Source organism: Camelimonas lactis (assembly GCF_004342915.1).
Lineage (GTDB): Bacteria > Pseudomonadota > Alphaproteobacteria > Rhizobiales > Beijerinckiaceae > Camelimonas > Camelimonas lactis.
Map to the genome: position 1 here is coordinate 97,600 of NZ_SLWL01000008.1, position 18,423 is coordinate 116,022.

Annotated in this window: 12 protein-coding genes; 8 read left to right on the forward strand and 4 right to left on the reverse strand. The window is 68.2% G+C overall.

Annotated features, from left to right (window positions below):
- Positions 1–119: 119 nt before the first annotated feature.
- The 4 genes from putA to EV666_RS10360 all read right to left on the reverse strand — a co-directional run bounded on the left by putA (position 120) and on the right by EV666_RS10360 (position 8,198).
- Entirely contained in the window at positions 120–3,785 is a 3,666-nt protein-coding gene (gene putA, locus EV666_RS10345) for a bifunctional proline dehydrogenase/L-glutamate gamma-semialdehyde dehydrogenase PutA (RefSeq protein WP_132007129.1), read from the reverse strand.
- A gap of 267 nt (positions 3,786–4,052) precedes the next feature.
- A complete protein-coding gene (locus tag EV666_RS10350) occupies positions 4,053–5,102 on the reverse strand; it encodes a hypothetical protein (protein ID WP_132007132.1) in 1,050 nt (349 codons plus the stop codon).
- Positions 5,103–5,365: 263 nt separating this feature from the next.
- Positions 5,366–6,577, reverse strand: coding sequence for an ABC transporter substrate-binding protein (locus EV666_RS10355; RefSeq protein ID WP_165909967.1), 1,212 nt, complete (start codon positions 6,575–6,577; stop codon positions 5,366–5,368).
- 166 nt (positions 6,578–6,743) lie between these two features.
- Positions 6,744–8,198 carry an MFS transporter gene (locus EV666_RS10360; RefSeq protein WP_165909968.1) on the reverse strand — a complete coding sequence of 485 codons (1,455 nt, stop codon included), beginning with the start codon at positions 8,196–8,198 and terminating at the stop codon, positions 6,744–6,746.
- A 302-nt stretch (positions 8,199–8,500) separates the two neighbouring features.
- Between EV666_RS10360 and EV666_RS10365 the strand changes: the two genes are divergently transcribed.
- From EV666_RS10365 to EV666_RS10400, 8 genes are all read left to right on the forward strand, one after another.
- Entirely contained in the window at positions 8,501–9,739 is a 1,239-nt protein-coding gene (locus EV666_RS10365; protein WP_132007138.1) for an acetyl-CoA C-acetyltransferase, read from the forward strand.
- Positions 9,740–10,011: 272 nt separating this feature from the next.
- Entirely contained in the window at positions 10,012–10,878 is an 867-nt protein-coding gene (locus tag EV666_RS10370) for a helix-turn-helix transcriptional regulator (RefSeq protein WP_132007141.1), read from the forward strand.
- A 152-nt stretch (positions 10,879–11,030) separates the two neighbouring features.
- Positions 11,031–13,205 (forward strand): TonB-dependent siderophore receptor, encoded by a 2,175-nt coding sequence (locus EV666_RS10375; RefSeq protein ID WP_132007144.1) that lies wholly within the window; start codon positions 11,031–11,033, stop codon positions 13,203–13,205.
- On the forward strand, positions 13,199–14,029 hold the full coding sequence (locus tag EV666_RS10380; RefSeq protein ID WP_132007147.1) for an alpha/beta hydrolase: 831 nt from the start codon (positions 13,199–13,201) through the stop codon (positions 14,027–14,029). Before EV666_RS10375 ends, EV666_RS10380 begins: the two co-directional genes overlap by 7 nt.
- Positions 14,026–15,174 carry an ABC transporter substrate-binding protein gene (locus EV666_RS10385; protein WP_207906393.1) on the forward strand — a complete coding sequence of 383 codons (1,149 nt, stop codon included), beginning with the start codon at positions 14,026–14,028 and terminating at the stop codon, positions 15,172–15,174. Before EV666_RS10380 ends, EV666_RS10385 begins: the two co-directional genes overlap by 4 nt.
- Positions 15,171–16,238 carry a FecCD family ABC transporter permease gene (locus EV666_RS10390; protein WP_132007150.1) on the forward strand — a complete coding sequence of 356 codons (1,068 nt, stop codon included), beginning with the start codon at positions 15,171–15,173 and terminating at the stop codon, positions 16,236–16,238. Before EV666_RS10385 ends, EV666_RS10390 begins: the two co-directional genes overlap by 4 nt.
- Positions 16,235–17,080 (forward strand): ABC transporter ATP-binding protein, encoded by an 846-nt coding sequence (locus EV666_RS10395; protein ID WP_245514349.1) that lies wholly within the window; start codon positions 16,235–16,237, stop codon positions 17,078–17,080. Before EV666_RS10390 ends, EV666_RS10395 begins: the two co-directional genes overlap by 4 nt.
- A gap of 78 nt (positions 17,081–17,158) precedes the next feature.
- Positions 17,159–18,283 carry a siderophore-interacting protein gene (locus tag EV666_RS10400; RefSeq protein WP_132007153.1) on the forward strand — a complete coding sequence of 375 codons (1,125 nt, stop codon included), beginning with the start codon at positions 17,159–17,161 and terminating at the stop codon, positions 18,281–18,283.
- Positions 18,284–18,423 lie beyond the last annotated feature (140 nt).

An 18,423-nucleotide genomic window follows, 5' to 3' on the forward strand; every position in this document is an offset into this window, starting at 1 on the left:
GGGCCAGCAGGACTGGCCGCAGCGTCTTTCAACGGGGGCGGCGCGACCTGCCAGAATAACCCGCCATGGCAAAAGATAAGCCAAGCCTGAGTCCTGTTTCTGAACGGGCTTTACGCTGCTCAGGCGGGCCCGGCGCCCGCGTCCAGCGTCAGCAGGCCCGGATTGCCGCCGGCCGCCGCGCGATTGATCGACAGGGCGGTTTCGTGCAGCAGCCGGTCCAGCGCCCACAGGTCTGGCCGCGCCGCGATCGCTTCCGGGGTCGCGGACAGCGCCGGGACGACCGGACCCGCGCGCATGGCGAGGCGCCGGCGCAGGGTCCTCAGCCGATCGGGCGCCCCCTCGATCAGCGCCGCGCCCACGGCGGTGAGGCCGTCGATGTCCGGGCGCCATGTCAGACAGGCGGCCACTTCGGGCGGCAGGACCGGCTTCGGGAAATCGTCGATGATGATTACGGCGCGGTTGCCCGTGGCGAGCGTCGCGGCGATCATGCTGTACAGACCGGCTGTCGTGATGGGCGCCAGCAGAACAGTTCCGACAGGTCCGATGCGCAGGCTGTTGTCCTCGCCGGCCGGGCCGGGCAGGGCCTCACGCCCCTGCGGCCGGGCGCCTTGCGCCATGCGGCGGGCCGCCGCGCCAGCCGATGCGTCGCCCTGGCGATCAAGCCATGCGGCGAATGCCGCCGCGGCGCCCGTACAGCCGCCGCGTCCAGGCGAAGCCGGCGCGGCGAGCAGGGCGCCGACGATCAGCGGCCCGCCAGCCTTGGGGCCCGTGCCGGAAAGGCCGCGGCCGCCGAAAGGTTGGGAGCCAACCACGGCGCCGATCATATTGCGGTTCACATAGATATTGCCGGCCCGTATCCGCGCGGCGACCCGGGCGACGGTCGCGTCAAGGCGCGTGTGCAATCCGAAAGTCAGGCCGAAGCCCCTGTCGTTGATGGCGTCAATCAGGGCGTCCAGCCCGGGACGACGCCAGCGCAGGATGTGCAGAACCGGGCCAAAGGCCTCGCGGGGGGCGTCGTCGAGACTGTCGATTTCAATGATGGCTGGCGCGACGAAGGTCCCGTGCGACGCCTCATCCGGCAGGGGCAGGCGATGGACGCGTTTGCCGGCGGCGGCGAGGTGGGCCACGTGCGCCTCCAGGGTGTCCCGGGCTTCGGCGCTGATCACCGGACCGACATCGATGGCGAGCCGGTCGCTGCGGCCGACGCACAACTCCGCCATCGCCCCGCGCAGCATGGTCAGGGTGTGATCGGCGATCTCCTCCTGCAGGCACAACACCCGCAAGGCCGAGCAGCGCTGTCCGGCGCTGTCGAACGCCGACGTCAGCACGTCCGTCACCACCTGCTCGGCAAGGGCGGAGGAATCGACGATCATGCAGTTAACGCCGCCGGTTTCCGCGATCAGCAGCGGCGTTTCGCCCGCGGCGCCCACGCGCTCCGCCAACTGGAGGTTGAGCTTCCGGGCGACGGCGGTTGAGCCGGTGAACAGCACGCCGGCGACGCCAGGCTCCGCCGCCAGCGCCGCGCCCACGGCGCCGTCGCCCGGCGCCAGTTGCAGCACGGCGCGCGGCGCGCCAGCCTCATGCAGGATGCGGATCGCCTCGGCGGCGATCAGCGGCGTTTCCTCAGCCGGCTTGGCGATCACCCCATTGCCGGCGGCGAGGGCGGCGGCGATCTGGCCGACGAATATGGCGAGAGAGAAATTCCATGGGCTGATGCAAAGCACCACGCCCAGCGGTGCGGCCCCGGATGGCAGATCGCGCGCCTGCGCGCCGTAATAGCGCAGAAAATCAACAGCCTCGCGCACCTCCCCCAAGGCATTGGCGGCGGTCTTGCCGGCCTCGCGCATCAGCAGCCCGGCGAGCGTCAGCCCGTTGGCTTCCAGCAGGTCCGAGGCGCGGGCCAGATGCGCGGCCCGCTCCGCGCCGGACGCGTCCGACCATGCGCGGGCCGCCGCGACCACCGCTCCCGCGCTTTCGGGGGTAAGATCACAGGTCACGCCCACCCGGTCGCGATGGTCGCCCGGGTTGACGATGGTCCGCTCCGCTTGGGTTGCGATCATGTCGGCGACGGTGGCGGGGGCGCAGCGCCACTGCCGCCCGGCCGAGGCGTTCAGACCCCGGCACAACGCCGCGAGATCAGCCTCGCTGGCAAAATCCATGCCCATGGAGTTGCGCCGCGCCGGCGCGAACAGGTCGACTGGCGCGCGAATACCCGGGTGCGGGGCGCCAGGGTCCGCCATCGCTTCAACCATGGCGACAGGGTCGGCGATCAGCGCCTCAACCGGCGTTTCCCTGTCAGCGGCGAGATGCACGAAGGACGAGTTGGCGCCGTTCTCCAGCAGCCGCCGGGCCAGATAGGCGAGCAGGGCGTCGTGGGGGCCAACCGGCGCGTAGATCCGCGAGGCGAGGCCCACGGCCAGCAGTTGGTCATGCAGCGGCTCGCCCATGCCGTGCAGGCACTGGAATTCAAAGGCGTCATGGTCGCGTCCGGCGGTCATGGCCAGCACCGCGGCGACCGAACGCGCGTTGTGGGTTGCGAATTGGGGGTAGATCGCGTCTCCCGCGTCCAGAAGCTGTCGGGCGCAAGCCAGCCACGACACGTCCGTGTAAGCCTTGCGGGTGAACACCGGGAAACCCGCAAGACCGGCGCTCTGGGCCCGCTTGATCTCCGTGTCCCAATAGGCGCCCTTCACCAGCCGCACCATGATCTGTTCGCCGGAACGGCGAGCGAGATCGACCAGCCAGTCGATGACGCGCGGCGCGCGTTTGCCATAGGCCTGGACCACAAAGCCAAGCCCGGGCCAGCCGGCCAGTTGCCGATCGAGCCGCACGCCCTCGAACAGGTCGAGCGACAGTTCGAGCCGGTCGGCTTCCTCGGCGTCGATGGTGAGGCTGATGTCGTGGCGACAGGCAAGCAGGGCCAGCGCCTTCAGTCGCGGCGCCAGCTCCGCCATGACCCTGGCCGTCTGGGCCCGGCCGTAACGGGGGTGCAGCGCCGACAGCTTGACCGATATGCCCGGACCCCGTTTGCAGCCGGCGCCGTTGGCGGCGACACCGACCGCGCGAATGGCGTGCTCATAATCGCGGTAATAGCGTTCCGCGTCGTCCGCCGTGACCGCCGCTTCGCCCAGCATGTCGTAGGAGTGCCGGTAGCCGCGCCGTTCGCGCGCCGCGCCATGCGCCAGCGCCGCCTCGATGGCGTCGCCTGAGACAAACTGCGCGCCCAGCGCCCGCATGGCGAGGTCCATCCCGGCGCGGATGACTGGCGCGCTGCCCCGGGCAAGGACCTGGTCCAGCATGGTCGCGGCGTCCCCGCCATGTCCGGCGCCGGTGATCCGGCCGGCGACCAGCAGCCCCCATGTGGCGGCGTTGACCAGCAGCGGCCGGTCCAGCCCCAGGTGTTCCTGCCAGCGCCCGCCGGAAATGGTGTCGCGCAACAGGGCGTCCCGCGTCGCGGCGTCGGGAATGCGCAGCAGCGCCTCCGCAAGGCGCATCAGCGCCAGGCCCTCATCGCTGGCCAGCGAATATTCCTGCAACATGGCGCCGAAGCCGCCGGCCCCCCCGGCGCGCAGGGCTTCGGTCAGCTGGCGCGCCCGGGCGCGCACGGCGGCCTCGTCCGAACACCGGGCGGCGGCGAGGAGTGGCGGCAGGCACGTCCTTTCAGGCGTCAGGCACGCCGCCGTAATCGCCTGCCTCAGGGCGCTGGCCGGCTGTACGGGCGGCGCGAAGCACGAAAAGGGTGGCAGGAATTCGCCGGACGGAAAGCTGGCGGCTCGCGGCTGCATGAAGCGCCTCCAGAATGCCTGACGCCGGGGCTGTTCATACTAGAACATTTTTGAGGAAAGGGGAGCCGGCGCGGGGAGGAAACCGTTCCGCGCCAGGCGGATGGGAGAGACGGATTGTTTTCCGACAAACCTGCCCCCGCTGAGACGCCCGCCGGCCAGGTTCCCGTCGCAATCGTTGCCGCTTGTCCAGGACACGCAGAGCTGCAGCTGGCGAATGGCTCCGCTTCGCCCACCAGAGGCGCCGCGGCATCCAGGTCGACGGGGGCCTTATCGAAAGCGCCACGCCCAGTGCGCGTCGCCCAGGTCGCGCCGCGCGATCACCTCCACGCGCATGAAGCGGTCGTGCGCCAGCCCGGCGCCGACCCAAAGCTCGTTCCAGGCGTCGAAGACGCGCGGCGACAGGTTCTTCCGCTCCGCCATCAACCGCCAGGATGTCTGGCGAACGATCAGGGCGTCGCCCTCGCGGCTGATCTGCGCGTCGTCGCCCTGGCCGCGGGCCAGCCGGACAAATGCAGCTGCAAAGCCTTCCTTGCCCGGCGCGACGCCGCCCAGCAGGGCGGCGACGTCATCGAATGTGTGCATGCCGATGAGCCGGGCGGCCGCGCCGGCCATATGGCCGCCCTGCTCGGGGCCAAGCGCCGCCACGGCCTCGGGAACGATCGAGGTGATGTATTCCATCGCATAGTTGCGCAGGGTCTTCTGAAGCCGCTCTTCCGGCCAGTTACCTTCCGGCAGCCGCGGCGCCATCGCCGGGTCGAACGCCGGACAACGCTCGCCCGGCGCGAACTGCAGCCGCTCCTCCGGCGCCAGATCGTGGTCCCATTCCTTATAGTAGCCTTCGAGGCCGGGCTGGCCGTCGACGGTCTGGCCGGTGCAGACAAAGCCAATCCTCGGGTTGCCGAGCACGACGCCATTGTTGGCGTGCCAGCCCCACAACATGGCGCGCGACACCTCGGAGGGGACGCCGCAGATGGCCGTGCCGGACCAGATCCACCGTGGCGGCGGATAGCGCACCCACGCCTTCCGGTCGTTTTCGTAAACATACTCGACCTTCACGCCGCCGACCTGGTTGGACAGATAATGATACTGGGCGCAGGCGACGGCGTGGGGAAGGTGGTCGAGACCAAGCTTCTTCAGGCCGGGAAGGAACCGCGCGCGTTGCTGGCGGCGGAACGTTCTGAAAACAACCTCGGCCGCAAGCCGCGGCCCCGCCCGCGACACCAGCTGGAGGATCATGCCGGTCAGATAGGCGTGATAGATCAGCTCAATGGCGCGAAACGCCGCGACGTCAGGCGCTGGTCGGGGACTGTTGGTCAATGTCGGCGCTCCCGCATGGGTTTTGGGCGGATTTTCCTGGAGTTGTACGGTGGAATTGCGGTGACGGCTCCAGCCGGCCCTGCATGGGCGGTGTGGCGCGCCGGACATGCCGGCCCCATGGCGCGCCCCAGCCGCCAGACCACGGCAGCTTCACGCATTCCGCACGGGCGCCGTGTCCAGCTGGAGGGCGGCGCGCGTTCAACTGGAAGGCGCGTCCGGCAAGAGCCGGGCGGCGCGCTGGCCCGCCGCCGCCAGCAACCGGTTCAGTCGACGAACTCCCAACCCTTGCCGTTGAACTTCTGTAGTTTCATGTAGGTGATGACCGCATGATTGTCCGGCGTGGTGTTGATCCGCCCCTCCGGCAGCAGGAATGGGTTCTGATAGTCCTTGATATTTGACGCCTGTTTCATGATGTTTTCGCGCGTCAGGTTGTCGCCGGCCATTTTCAACACATGCTCCAGCGCCATGGCGTAAGAAATGCCAGATGAATACATGGAGTCGGTCGCATCTGCGCCCGGCATGTTTTCCTTCATCCAGGTGAAGTACCACTGGACAACGGGGTCGTTCTTCCACTGCGGATCATCCGGGTCCTTCCGGAATCCCGCCGTCAGTACGCCCGCCGACCGGTCGAGGCCCGCCGGCTTGAAGGTCGAGCCGATGGAGGCGGAGCCGAGATGCAGGAAGGTCATCGGCTTCCAGTCCAGATCTGAGCGCTTGATCAGCGCCTGGGCGCACTGCTTCGCATATGCGAACAGGAACAGTACGTCGACATTGGCGTTCTTGAGAATAACCATCTGGCTGTCGATGGTCGGGTCCGACGCCTGGAAGCTTTGCGCGCTGACAATCATCTTGCCGGCCTTGTCGCCAAGCCCGTCTTTCAGGCCGCTGAGCAGGTCCTTGCCGAAATCATCGTGCTGATACAGCACGCCAATCCTGGCGTCCGGTTTTGTTCTCAAAATATATTTGGCGTAAAAGGCGGCCTCATCGTGCAGGCTTGGCTGCCAGCCCATGACATAGGGATAGTTTTTCGGGTCGTTGAACGCCGACGAACCGGCCGCGATAAACAGGAGCGGCACCTTTTTGGCGTTGAGATAAGGACGCACCGCCATGTTGATCGGCGTGCCGAGATTGCCAAAGACCACCGCGACCTCATCATTCTCGACGAGGGCGCGGACATTCTCGACGGCTTTCGGGGTCTGGTAGGCGTCGTCGCGGCTGATGAAGGTGATCTTGCGGCCGTTCACGCCGCCTTTGGTTTCGTTCAACCATTTGAAGTAGGCGGCTTCAGCCTGGCCGAGCCTGCCGTAAGCCGAGGCTGGCCCGCTGTGGGCGATGGTCTGGCCGACCTTGATCTCGGTCGCGGATGTGCCCGGACCATATTTGGCCTCCGCGAGGGCGTGCCCGGCCGCCAGCATGGCGCCCATGAGCGCGGCGAGACCAAGCCAGGTCCGCGCGCGCGTCGAATAACCCGACATGCGTTTACTCCCGATTGCGGCGATTATTCTTTTGATCTCGCCGTATTTCCCGCCATGAGAGGCATGAATCGCCAGCCTGTCAAATCACCACGGACCAGCCCACGCGCCTGCTTCCTGGTTATGCCGCCGCCAGGCCGTTCGGGCGGGGGAATGTCCTTTGGCGGGTTCACGGCTGTTTTCGTGGGAAGATAACTGGCAGGGTGAATATACAAAGCGTCATGGCCAGAACCGGGTAGGACGTGGCAAGGCCAAATGCGGCGGCCGGCGCCTGCGCTTCCCCGGTGTGACGGGCCAGCATGCCGAAATACAGCAGGCCGGCGATGGCGACGCCAAAGGCGCCGCCGACCTGCTGGGCGGTGGACACCACGCCGGACGCAGACCCGGCTTTCTCCGGCGGCACATTGGCCAGCACCACATTCAGCATCAGCGGCATGAAAAGGCCCTGGCCGCAACTGACGACCAGCAGGCCAAGCCCCAGCCAGCCGGCGGCTATCGCCGGGGTGGCGTGGGCGATAAGGATGCACAGCAGATAGCCGGTGATGGCGAGCGCCGCGCCCATCAGCATGGTGACGCCCATGCCAATGCGCGGCGCCAGCCGGTTGCACAGCATGGATGCGAAGATGAACGAGACGCCCGCCGGCGCAATGATCAGCGCGGCGTGGAGCGCGGAATAGCCAAGGCCGACCTGAAGATACATGGCCTGGATGAAAGGCATCGAAACGATCGTCGAGTGCAGCAGGAACGCGATGACGACGCCCCCTGCCACGGGGCCACGGGCGAACAGCCGCAGATCGACCAGCGGATCCCGGCCCGATCGCGCTTTTGCCGACTGATCGCGCGCGAACAGAACGAAGACTGGCGCCGCCAGCAGGGGCAGGACAAGCAGCCAGACCGGCCAGCCCAGCGCCCGCCCCTCCACAAGGGGAAACAGAACCAGCGCGAAGCCGATGGCCGACAACGCCACGCCCGCCAGATCGAGCCGCGCCTTGCCTGGCGCGCGGCTTTCGGGAATGACGCGTTGACCGAGCGCGCAGGCCGCAAGGCCGATCGGAATGCACAGCACGAACACCCAGCGCCACGCAAGATCGTAGATGTTGGCGCTGATCAACAGCCCCCCCAGCAGTTGCGCCATCACGCCCGACAGGCCAAGCGTCACGCCAAATGCGGAGAGATTGCGCGCCCTGGCGGCGTCGCTGCCGGACGCCACGCGGATGATGGACAGGACCTGCGGAAACAGCAGCGCCGCGAACAGGCCGGCGGCGACGCGCGCGACGATGATCATGGTCAGCGACGACGCCAGCGCGCAGGCCAGCGACGCCAGGGTGAAACCGCCCATGCCGATGACGAACAGCCGGCGGCGGCCATACAGGTCGCCAAGACGTCCGCCGGTGATCAGGGCAAGACCATAGGCCAGACCGTAATAGGCGATGATTGACGAGATGGCGGGATTGGCGCCGAACTCCGCCTGGATGCTGGGAATGGCGATCGACACGATGATGCCGCTCATGACCGACAGGAACGCCCCGGTCAGAAGCGTCACCAGCCCGATGCCTTGCAAATCCGGCTGCGCGGCCGCCGCGCCCATGGGCGCGGCCATGTCCGATGCGCTGCTGTTCAGCATGTGTCCTCCCGCTTTTTCACAGCATCCGCACGATGGCGCCGCCGCGCAAGAGACGCTGGACGCATGGCGCCCGCCCATAAATGCACGCCATGGCCGCAGCGCGCCGCCCGGGTGGCGTCAGGTTTCGGGGGGCCGCGGGGCCGGAGAGCGACGCTTTCTGACGGACGGAGCCGGCGCGGTGGATGGCTGGTCAATCAGGGTGGGAATTTCGTTTCTCATCGCCACCCGTGCGTCTATGCTCGCCGGCGCAATCCGGATGGCGGCCCGCTGGGTCCCCGGAAAACGAAAGAGGAAAACGCCAGATGACCGAAGCATGGATCATCGACGCCTGCCGCACGCCGCGCGGCATTGGCAAATATCCCAAGGGCGCCCTGTCCGAAATTCATCCCCAGCACCTCGGCGCGACCGTGCTGAAGGCCCTGGTCGATCGCAACGGCTTCAACACCGCCGACGTTGACGACGTTATTTGGGGAACCAGCGCCCAGGTTGGCCCGCAGGGCGGCGACCTTGGCCGCATGTCGGCGCTGACGGCCGGTTACGATGTCACCAGCAGCGGCGTTACCCTCGACCGCTTCTGCGGCTCGGGCATCACCGCGGTCAATTTTGCCGCCGCGAACGTGATGTCGGGCATGTCCGATCTCGTGGTGGCTGGCGGTTGCGAGATGATGTCGATGCCGCTGCGCCGTAGCGCCGGCGATGGCCCGCCGGTCATGGACCGGGGCAATCTTGAGCTGCGGGCCATGCATCCGCAGTCGAACCAGGGCGTCTGCGCCGACGCCATCGCCAGCCTTGAAGGCATCACGCGGGAGGATACCGACCGCCTGGCGCTGGAAAGCCAGCGCCGCGCCGACGTGGCCATTCGGGAAGGGCGCTTCAACCGCAGCCTGATCCCGGTCTATCGCCAGGACGGGACGCTGGCGCTGGACCACGAGGAGTTCCCCCGGCCGAACACCACGCTTGAAGGGCTCGCCGCGCTGAAGCCGTCCTTCGAGGCGCTGGCGGATATGGCGATCGACGATAGCGGCGCCACCTACCGCAGTCTGATCCTGCAGAAGTATCCCGGGCTGAACATTGTGCCGATCCACCATCCGGGCAATTCGTCCGGCGTTGTCGACGGCGCCGCCGCCCTGCTGCTCGCCAGCCCGGAATATGCGAAGGCGCATGGCCTGAAGCCACGGGCGCGCGTCGTGGCCATGGCCAACCAGGGCGACGACCCGACGCTGATGCTGAACGCGCCGGTTCCCGCGGCCCGCCGGGTGCTGAAGAAGGCCGGGTTGACCGTCGACGACATCGACCTGTTCGAGATCAACGAGGCGTTCGCCGTGGTTGCGGAAAAGTTCATCCGCGACCTGAAGCTTGATCGCGACAAGGTCAACGTGAACGGCGGCGCCATGGCTCTTGGCCACCCGATTGGCGCCACCGGCGCGATGCTGATCGGCGCCGTGCTGGACGAACTGGAGCGCCGCGACCAGAAGCGCGGCCTCGTGACCATGTGCGCCGGCGGCGGCATGGCCCCGGCGATCATCATCGAGCGGATCTGAACGCTCCGGCCCGCAGACATCTGTACATGCGCCCGGTCATCATGACCGGGCGCATTCTGGCGTCAGGGTCGCGCCGCTCCAGGGCGCGTCAGATGGAAACGGCCTCTCCGGTTCCAGCCGGATCACGGCGGAACAGAAGCGGGTAACCCTTCACAGGCGGATCGCAGGGGGGGCGATCCGGTGTTCCGGCAACTTTTGAATCGTTCTATATTATTGTTTTTAATTGTAAATTTCGTTCATCGGTGTATCCCGGGCCTGTCGTGAGGCGAGGGATGCTGATGCAACCAATCCGGGGCGGCGGCGCGAGTGCGCCTGGCCTGAACCTGTTTTCGAGACAATTGCAGCTGTCGGCTGGCGCGCTCGACGTCGTTCCTGGCGCGCAGACGGTCGGCCCCATGCGGCGCGGCCTGAAGATTGGCGTGCTCCTGGATGGCGGCGTATCGCTGACGCTCGACGACCAGCCGACGTTGCAAATTCGCGGCGCCGCCCTGTTCATCGCCGCCAACGCCGGCGACAGGGTTCAGCAGCGGGCGGGTTTGACCGAGGGCGTCATGCGTTATGTCCTGACGCAATTCGCGCCCAACTTTGTCGTCGATGAATTTGGCGGCCAGGCCGCCGGCCTGCTTGAGGCCGCGGGCCCCGATGACGCGCGCGTCTGGGTGCGGCCTGCCGGTCCCGCCGTGCGGTCCGTCGCCCTGCAGATGGTGGAGTGCCCCGTGGCCGCGCCGTTGCGCCGGCTCTATCTCGCGGGCAAGGCGCTGGAACTGGCGACCCTGGCCCTTGACGCGTTCAGCGGGGGCGAGGTCGCGGGGCGGTCGCGTCTGTCGCGGCGCACCCGCGAACAGGTGCTGGCGGCGCGGGACATGTTGCTGGCCGGCATGCAGCAACCGCCCGGGCTGGCGGAACTCGCCCATGCCTGCGGTCTTAATCCGACCCGCCTGACCTCGGCGTTCCGGACAGAATTCGGCATGAGCGTGTTTGCCTATCTTCAGGAGCAGCGCCTGCTGCGGGCCCATGACATGATCGCGTCGGGGGAGGCCAGCGTCGCATCCGCCGCGTTCCATGTGGGGTATACGCCAGCCTATTTGTCGGTGCTGTTCCAGAAACGCTTTGGAATATCGCCAGGCAAGCTGCGGTAAAGCCCGACCTGTTTCCCGTACTCTGGATTCATTTCAAATTCTGTCAAAAGAAATACTGCCGGAATCGAAAGTCATCCGCGTTGCCCGCCTGCGCGCGCCCATGAGACAACCCCGCCGGACACAAGGCGTTGACAGCGCGCAAGGGTAGGGTCATGGCACGAGCAATCCTGGAAAATCGCAACGCCCTGATGACGGGGGCCGCCTTGGCGGCGATCGTCGCCGGCTGGTCGGGCGCGGCGTTCGCGCAACAGGACGCCGCCATCAATCTCGACACCATCAGCGTGCAGGGCGAGAGCGCCGCCGGGCCGGTGAATGGTTATGTGGCCCGCCGCAGCAGCACGGCGACCAAAACCGACGCGAGCATCATGGAGACGCCGCAATCCGTCACCGTGGTGACCCGCCAGCAAATGGATGACCAGGCGGCGCAGACCGTGGGTCAGGCCCTGCGCTACACCGCGGGCGTGCTTGGCGAAACCCGGCTCTCCGCCGGCCGCTACGACAGCGTGTTCGTGCGCGGTTTCGGCGGCTCCGGCAGCGGCGCTGGCTATGTGGGCTATCTGGACGGGCTCCGCTACCTGCGCGGCGTCAACTATCTGGTGCCTTCCTATGACCCCTGGGGACTTGAGCGCATCGAGGTCCTGCGCGGGCCGGCCTCGGTGATCTTCGGGCAGGTCAAGCCTGGCGGCGTCGTCAACATGGTCAGCAAGCGCCCGCGCGACGTCGCCCATGGCGAAGTCCAGTTGCAGACCGGCAGCTACGGCCGCGCCCAGGCGGCGTTTGACATTGGCGGGCCCGTCAACGCCGACAAGACCCTGCTTTACCGGGTGGTCGGCCTCGGCCGCGCCGCCGACACGCAGGTCGACTATACCCGCGAGGAGCGCATATTCATCGCCCCGTCGCTGACGTGGCGGCCTACTGACGCCACCAGCCTGACCATCCTGGCTTCGTACCAGCGCGACCCGGAAACCGGCTTTTACCGCTTCATTCCCGCCGTTGGCACGGTGCTGCCCAGCCGCGCCGGCCGCATTCGCAGCAATTTCTTCCCCGGCGAACCGAATTTCGAGGGCTACAGCCGCAATCAGGCCAACCTCGGCTACGAATTCTCGCACCGGTTCAACGATGTCTTCACGTTCCGCCAGAACGTGCGCGTTTCGGATATGAAGTCCAACTTCCGCACCGTGGCCGTCGCCGGCATCGGCGCGGACCAGAAAACCCTGAGCCGCCGCGTCACGGCCTTCGACGAAAAGGCCCAGACGGCGACCATCGACAACCAGTTGCAGGCCGACTTCGCCACGGGTCCGCTGACCCACAAGCTGCTGCTCGGCGCTGACGCCGCGTGGACCGACGGCTGGTCCAACGGCGGCTTCCCGGGCGTGGTCCAGTCGCTTGATTTCACCACTCCCATCTACGGGCGCCAGCCGTTCTCCCTGTCCCGGAAAACCCTGACGACGCAGACGACGAGCCAGTATGGCGTCTATATCCAGGACCAGATCAGGCTGGGCCGGTTGATGTTGCTGGCTGGCGGCCGTTTCGACTGGGCGGACTCAAGCACGCGCGATCACGCCAAAAACACCATCACCCGGCAGAATGACACGGCCCCGTCCGGCCGTGTGGCGCTGATGTACAATTTTGACAACGGCTTCGCGCCGTATGTGAGCTACTCGACCTCGTTCGAGCCGCTGGCGGGCGTCAGCTATGAGGGGCAGGCTTTCAAGCCGACCGAAGGCGAACAGTATGAGGCGGGCTTCAAATATGAGGCCCCTGGCTCCAACATCTTCTTCCAGGCCGCCGTTTACCAGATCCGCCAGACCAATGTGGCGACCACCGATACGGCCCACCCCGGCTTCCAGATCCAGACCGGCGAGATCCGCGCGCGCGGCGTCGAGCTGGAAGCGCGCGCCACGGTGCTCAAAAATCTCGATCTGGTCGCCGCCTACGCCTACACCGACGCCGAGGTGACGAAGAGCGCCGGGGTGGACCTGAACAGGCGGCCGCCGGTCGTGCCGCGCCACATCGCATCGCTCTGGGCGCACTACACCTTTGACAGCGGCGCGCTCGCTGGCCTGGGGCTTGGCGTGGGCGTCCGTTACGTGAGCAAGGGCGCCGGCGACGCCGGGAACACCTTCTGGACGCCGGCCTATACGCTGGCCGAAGCCGCCATCAGCTATGATTTCGGCGTGGCGCGGCCGGCGCTGAAGGGCTGGAAGATCCAGGTCAACGCCCATAACCTGTTCGACAAGGAATATATTTCCGGCTGCTACTCCGCCACGGGTTGTTCCTTCGGCTTGCGCCGCACGGTGCTGGCGACGCTGTCCTACAAATGGTGACCGGTGCGCGCGCCGAGGCTCCGTTTGTCCTGCCGGGCGCCCGGGAGTTCGCATACGCCGCGCGTGACGGCGCGGCGTACAGCCTGCTGGTCCATATCCCGGAGACGCCGCCGCCAGCGGCCGGATTTCCGGTCATCACCCTGGTGGACGGGCGCGCGCTGTTCGCCGCCGCGGTCATGGCGATGCGACTTCAGTCTGGCCGCCCCGGAGTCACGGGCGTCGCGCCGGCGGTGATTGTTGGCGTCGGCTATCCGGGCGAGGCCCTGTTCGACGTCGGGCGCCGGAGTGGCGACCTGTTGCCGGCGGATGGCGGGGCTGACCGCTTTCTCGCCACGCTGCTGGATGAAATCCTGCCGTGGGTCGGCAGGCTGGCGCCGCTGGATGCGACGCGGCGCGCCCTCGCGGGCCATTCCTACGGCGGCCTGTTTGTCCTGCACGCCCTGTTCGCCCGGCCGGAGGCTTTCGCCGCCTTCATTGCCGGCAGCCCGTCCATCTGGCGGGCCGCCGATCTTCTTCATGCGGCGGAAACGCGCTTCACCGCGCATCATGGCGACGCCCAGCCGCGGCTGCTGGTCACCGTGGGCGGCGATGAGCAGAAGCGTCAGGCCGGCGACAGCCCGGAGCGCGCCGCGCGCCGCCTCATGGCGCGCATGCACGACAACGCCGCCGGGCTGGCGCAACGCCTGTCCGCCAGCGGCGCGGCGGCGTGCACGTTCACCGTCTTTGCCGACGAGAACCATATATCAGTGATACCGGCGATGCTGTCGCGGGCGGTTGCTTTCGCCCTGCGCCATACCGGAACGCCTGGAGAATGCAGCCCATGAGCCCAGGTTTTTCCCGCCGGTCGTTTGCTCTGGGCGCCATGGCGGCTTCGGTCATGGCGGCGCCGGCCATGGCGCGCGCCGCCGCGCTGGCAGGGGCGCGGTCAGGCGCGGTCAGCGCTACGGACGTGATCGGGCGCACGGTGACCCTGCCGGCGCCCGCCAGGCGGATCGTCCTGGCGCAGGGGCGGCAGCTGAATGCGCTCGGCTTCATCCATCCTGATCCGGTTTCGGTCCTCGCCGGCTGGGGCTCCGATTTCGCGCGCCAGGTTCCAGACGCCTTTATGCGTTACAAGGCGCGGTTTCCGGCCATCGCCAATGTCCCTGTCGTCGGCGATGGGGCGACGCCAGGCGGGTTTTCGCTGGAACGCGTCGTGGCGCTGGCGCCGGACCTGGTGCTGGCGCCGCGCGGCGGGGCCAACGCCGGCGCCGGGCATGGCGATCTGGTCGCCCGCCTGGAGGCGGCCGGAATTCCCGTCGCGGTGGTGGATTTTTTCAACCAGCCGCTCGCCGACACGGTTCCGAGCCTCAGGGCGATCGGCCGCCTGACGGGCGAGGAGGAACGGACGGAGCGGTTCATCAGCTTCTACGAGGGCCGGCTGCAACGGGTCGCCGGCAAGCTCGCCGGGGCGCGGCGTCCGCGCGTCTTCATGCACGTCCACGCGGGCGGCACGGAATGCTGTTCCTCGCCCGGGCGCGGCACGCTGAATGATTTCATCCAGGCGGCTGGCGGCGACAATGTCGCCAGCGCGCTGCTGCCTGGCGCCTCCGGGCAGATCAGTCTCGAACAGTTGCTGGTCGCCAACCCGGACTGTTACGTGGCGACCGGCGGTCGTCATCTGGAGAAAAGCGGCGGCCTGGTGCTCGGGCTCGGCGTCAGTCGCGCCATGGCGGAGCAGAGCTTCGCCAGGCTGCTGGCGACGCCGGGCATCGCGGCGCTCGGCGCGGTTTCGGGGCATCGGGCGTTCGGCCTCTGGCACCTGTTCAACGACACGCCATTGCACGTGGTCGCCATCGAGCGTCTGGCGGCGTGGCTGCACCCGGAGCGTTGCGCCGGCCTCGACCCGGCCGCCACCCTGGCTGAGGCGGCGGCTTTCTCGGCCATCCCCCTGGACGGCGCGCTCTGGATTGGGCCGGAGCGGTCATGAACGCAAGCGGCAGCGATAATCCGGGCGATGAGGGCGCGCGCATCCTGGCGCTGTATGGCGCCCGGTTGCGCCGGCGGGCGCTGCTCGTCGGCGGGCTGGGCGCCCTGGCCGTTCTCGGCCTGCTGCTGGACATGATGACGGGTCCGGCCGGCCTGACGGCGGCGCAGATATGGGCGGCGTTGACATGGGGCGACGCGGAGCGGGCGGTGCAGGTCATCGTCTGGCAGGTGCGGTTGCCGGTGGCGCTGATGGCGGTGTGTGTCGGCGCGGCGCTCTCGCTCGCTGGCGCGGAGATGCAGACCATCCTCGACAATCCGTTGGCCAGCCCGTTCACGCTTGGCGTTTCCGCCGCCGCCTCCTTTGGCGCGGCCCTGGCCATCATTCTTGGCCTCGGCCTCAGCTTCGCGCCGGCTGGCGTTGCTGTTTCCGTGAACGCCTTCCTGTTCGCGTTCGGCTCCGTGCTGTTGTTGCAGGCGCTGGCGCGCCGCGCCGGCGGCGGTCAGGAGGCGCTGGTGCTGTGCGGCATCGCCCTGGTGTTCACCTTCAATGCCCTTCTGGCGCTTGTGCAGTTTCTGGGCACGGCCGACGCCTTGCAGCAATTTGTCTTCTGGAGCATGGGCAGTCTCGCCCGGGCCGACATGCGCGCTGTCGTCGCCATGGGCGCGGTGATCGCGGTCACCCTGCCGTTTTCGCTGGCCGCGTCATGGCGCATGACGGCGCTGCGGCTGGGAAGCGAACGGGCGGCCAGCTTCGGGATCAATGTCGGGCGTCTGCGTTTCCTCTCGCTGCTGCGCGCCAGCCTGCTGGCGTCCACGGCCGTGGCTTTTGTCGGGGTGATCGGTTTTGTGGGACTGGTCGGTCCCCACATCGCGCGGATGCTGATTGGCGAGGATCACCGCTTTTTCCTGCCGGCCAGCGCGCTCACCGGCGCCGTCGTGATGTCGTTCGCGTCCATCGTCAGCAAGATGGCGACGCCGGGCGTGGTGCTGCCGGTCGGGCTTGTGACCTCGCTGATCGGCCTGCCGGTGTTTCTCGCCCTGATCCTGCGCCGGAGGCAAACGTGAGCGCCGACGCCGCGACGTTTCGCATCACCGACGTGAGCATCGGCTATCCGGGACGCCCGGTGATTGACCGGCTGAGCCTGGCGCCCCTGCCGCTGGCCAGCATGACGACCCTTGTTGGCCCCAACGCGGCGGGCAAATCGACGTTGTTGCGCGGCGTCGCCGGGCTGTTGCCGGCGCGGGGCGACGTGCGGCTTGGCAACCTCACGCTGTCCGGCGCGACGCGCGGCGCATGGGCCCGCCGCGTCGGCTTCATGCCACAATCCTTGCCGGCCGGCGCGCGCCTGCTGGCCCTGGAGGCGGTTGTCGCAGCCCTGGCCGCGAGCCCGCCGGAGGATGGCCCACCCCTGTCACAGCCTGCATTGCGCGCCCGCGCCATGGCGACGCTGGAGCGCCTTGGCGTCGGGGGGCTGGCGCTTGAACCGCTCGACGCCCTGTCCGGCGGCCAGCGCCAGCTCGTTGCCCTCGCCCAGGCCATCGTGCGCCGTCCGGCGGCTTTGTTGCTCGACGAGCCGACCAGCGCGCTGGACCTGCGTCACCAGGAGCAGGTGATGCGGGTGGCCCGCGATCTGGCGGCCAGCGGCGTCATCGTCGTCGTGGTGTTGCACGATCTGGCCCTGGCGGCGCGCTGGGGAAACCACATGGTGGTGCTCAACCAGGGGAAGCTGGCCGCCGAGGGGCCGCCGGACGAGGTGCTGACGCCGGCCTTGCTGGCCGAGGTCTATGGCGTTGACGCCAGGGTGGAGCTCTGCTCGGCCGGGCGGTTGCAGATCATGGTTGACGGCGTCATCGATCGCGCCGCTTCCCCCTCTGGCGGGATGCGCCGGCCGCTTCGCCCCTGCTGACATGATGTTTCGCATGGCGCGCCGGCCCGGATGCTGGACGCGGATCGCGCGCCGGGTTTGCCCTGCTGAGGAGTTCCCATGTTCACGACGCGCAGCCATGTTGCAGTTCCCGATCCATCCAGATTGCTTGAGCGGCTTTGCGCCCATCTGGCTGACCACGACGTGTCCGTCGCGGTGGCGGACGACGCGGCGCGTGTCGTGCTCGGCCGGGCGCGGGGGACTGTCCGCGTTGCCGGCGCGGGACTGGAGGCGACGGTTTCCGCGCCGGACCTTGCCGCATTGCGCGCCCTGCGGGCGACGATCGCCAGTCATGTTCTGGAATTCACGCCATCGGGAACGGCGCCGGTCATCAGCTGGGAGGGCGACGGCTGCGGAGAAGGGCCGCCGCCGGATTTCCGCCTGCTGACGGTTGTGGGGACGCAGACGCTGACCCCGCACATGCGTCGCATCCATTTTCGTGGCGAGGGACTGGGCCATCTCGATACGCTGGAGGCGCTGCACGTGCGCCTGTTCCTGCCGCCGCCGGGCGTTGGCGAACCCGCGTGGCCGGTGATGGACGAGAACGGCCGGCTCCTGGAGCAGCCGGCGGAGCGTCGCCCGGCGATTCGCAAATACACCATCCGCAGCATCAACGTTGATGCAGGCGATCTCGCCATTGATTTCGTCCTGCATGACGATGCGGGGCCAGGCGCGGCGTTCGCCGCCACGGCGCGTCCCGGCGATGTGATTGGCGTCGCCGGCCCCGGCGGTCGCGGCCTGCGTCAGGCGGAGCGCTATGTGTTTCTGACGGACGAAACCGGCCTGCCGGCGGTGGCCCGCATGCTGGAGGCCCTGCCGGAAACGGCGTCGGGCCTGGTGCTGGCGGAAGTGGCCGACGCGGCGGATGTCCAGCCCCTGAAGGCGCCGGACGACGTGACGGTGCGGTGGCTCTGTCGCAATGCGCGGGGAGGGGCCCCCCTGGTGGAGGCATTCGGCGCGCTGGTCTGGCCGGAGAATGGACCAGGCGTCTATCTGTGGGCGGCGTGTGAGCACGAAGCCGCCAGCCTGATCCGCGCGGGCGCCCGGACGCGCCTGAGAGCGGGGCGGGACCAGCATCTCATCGTCAGCTACTGGCGCGCCGGCATGGCCGAGGAGCAGCACGCCAGGCGCAAACTGGCGACGCGGGAGGCCCAGGTCGCCGCCGGCGCGGCAAATCCACGCTGATTGAACCGCCATGCGCCATCCGGGCTTTCCCAAAACCCGGTGAAGCAGATTCAAAAGCTCCGGCAAACCGGGCAGGCGGGAGCGCGCCGTCGCGCCCTGTCGGGCGGCGTGGCGACATATGGCGAGCCGCCGGATCGCGC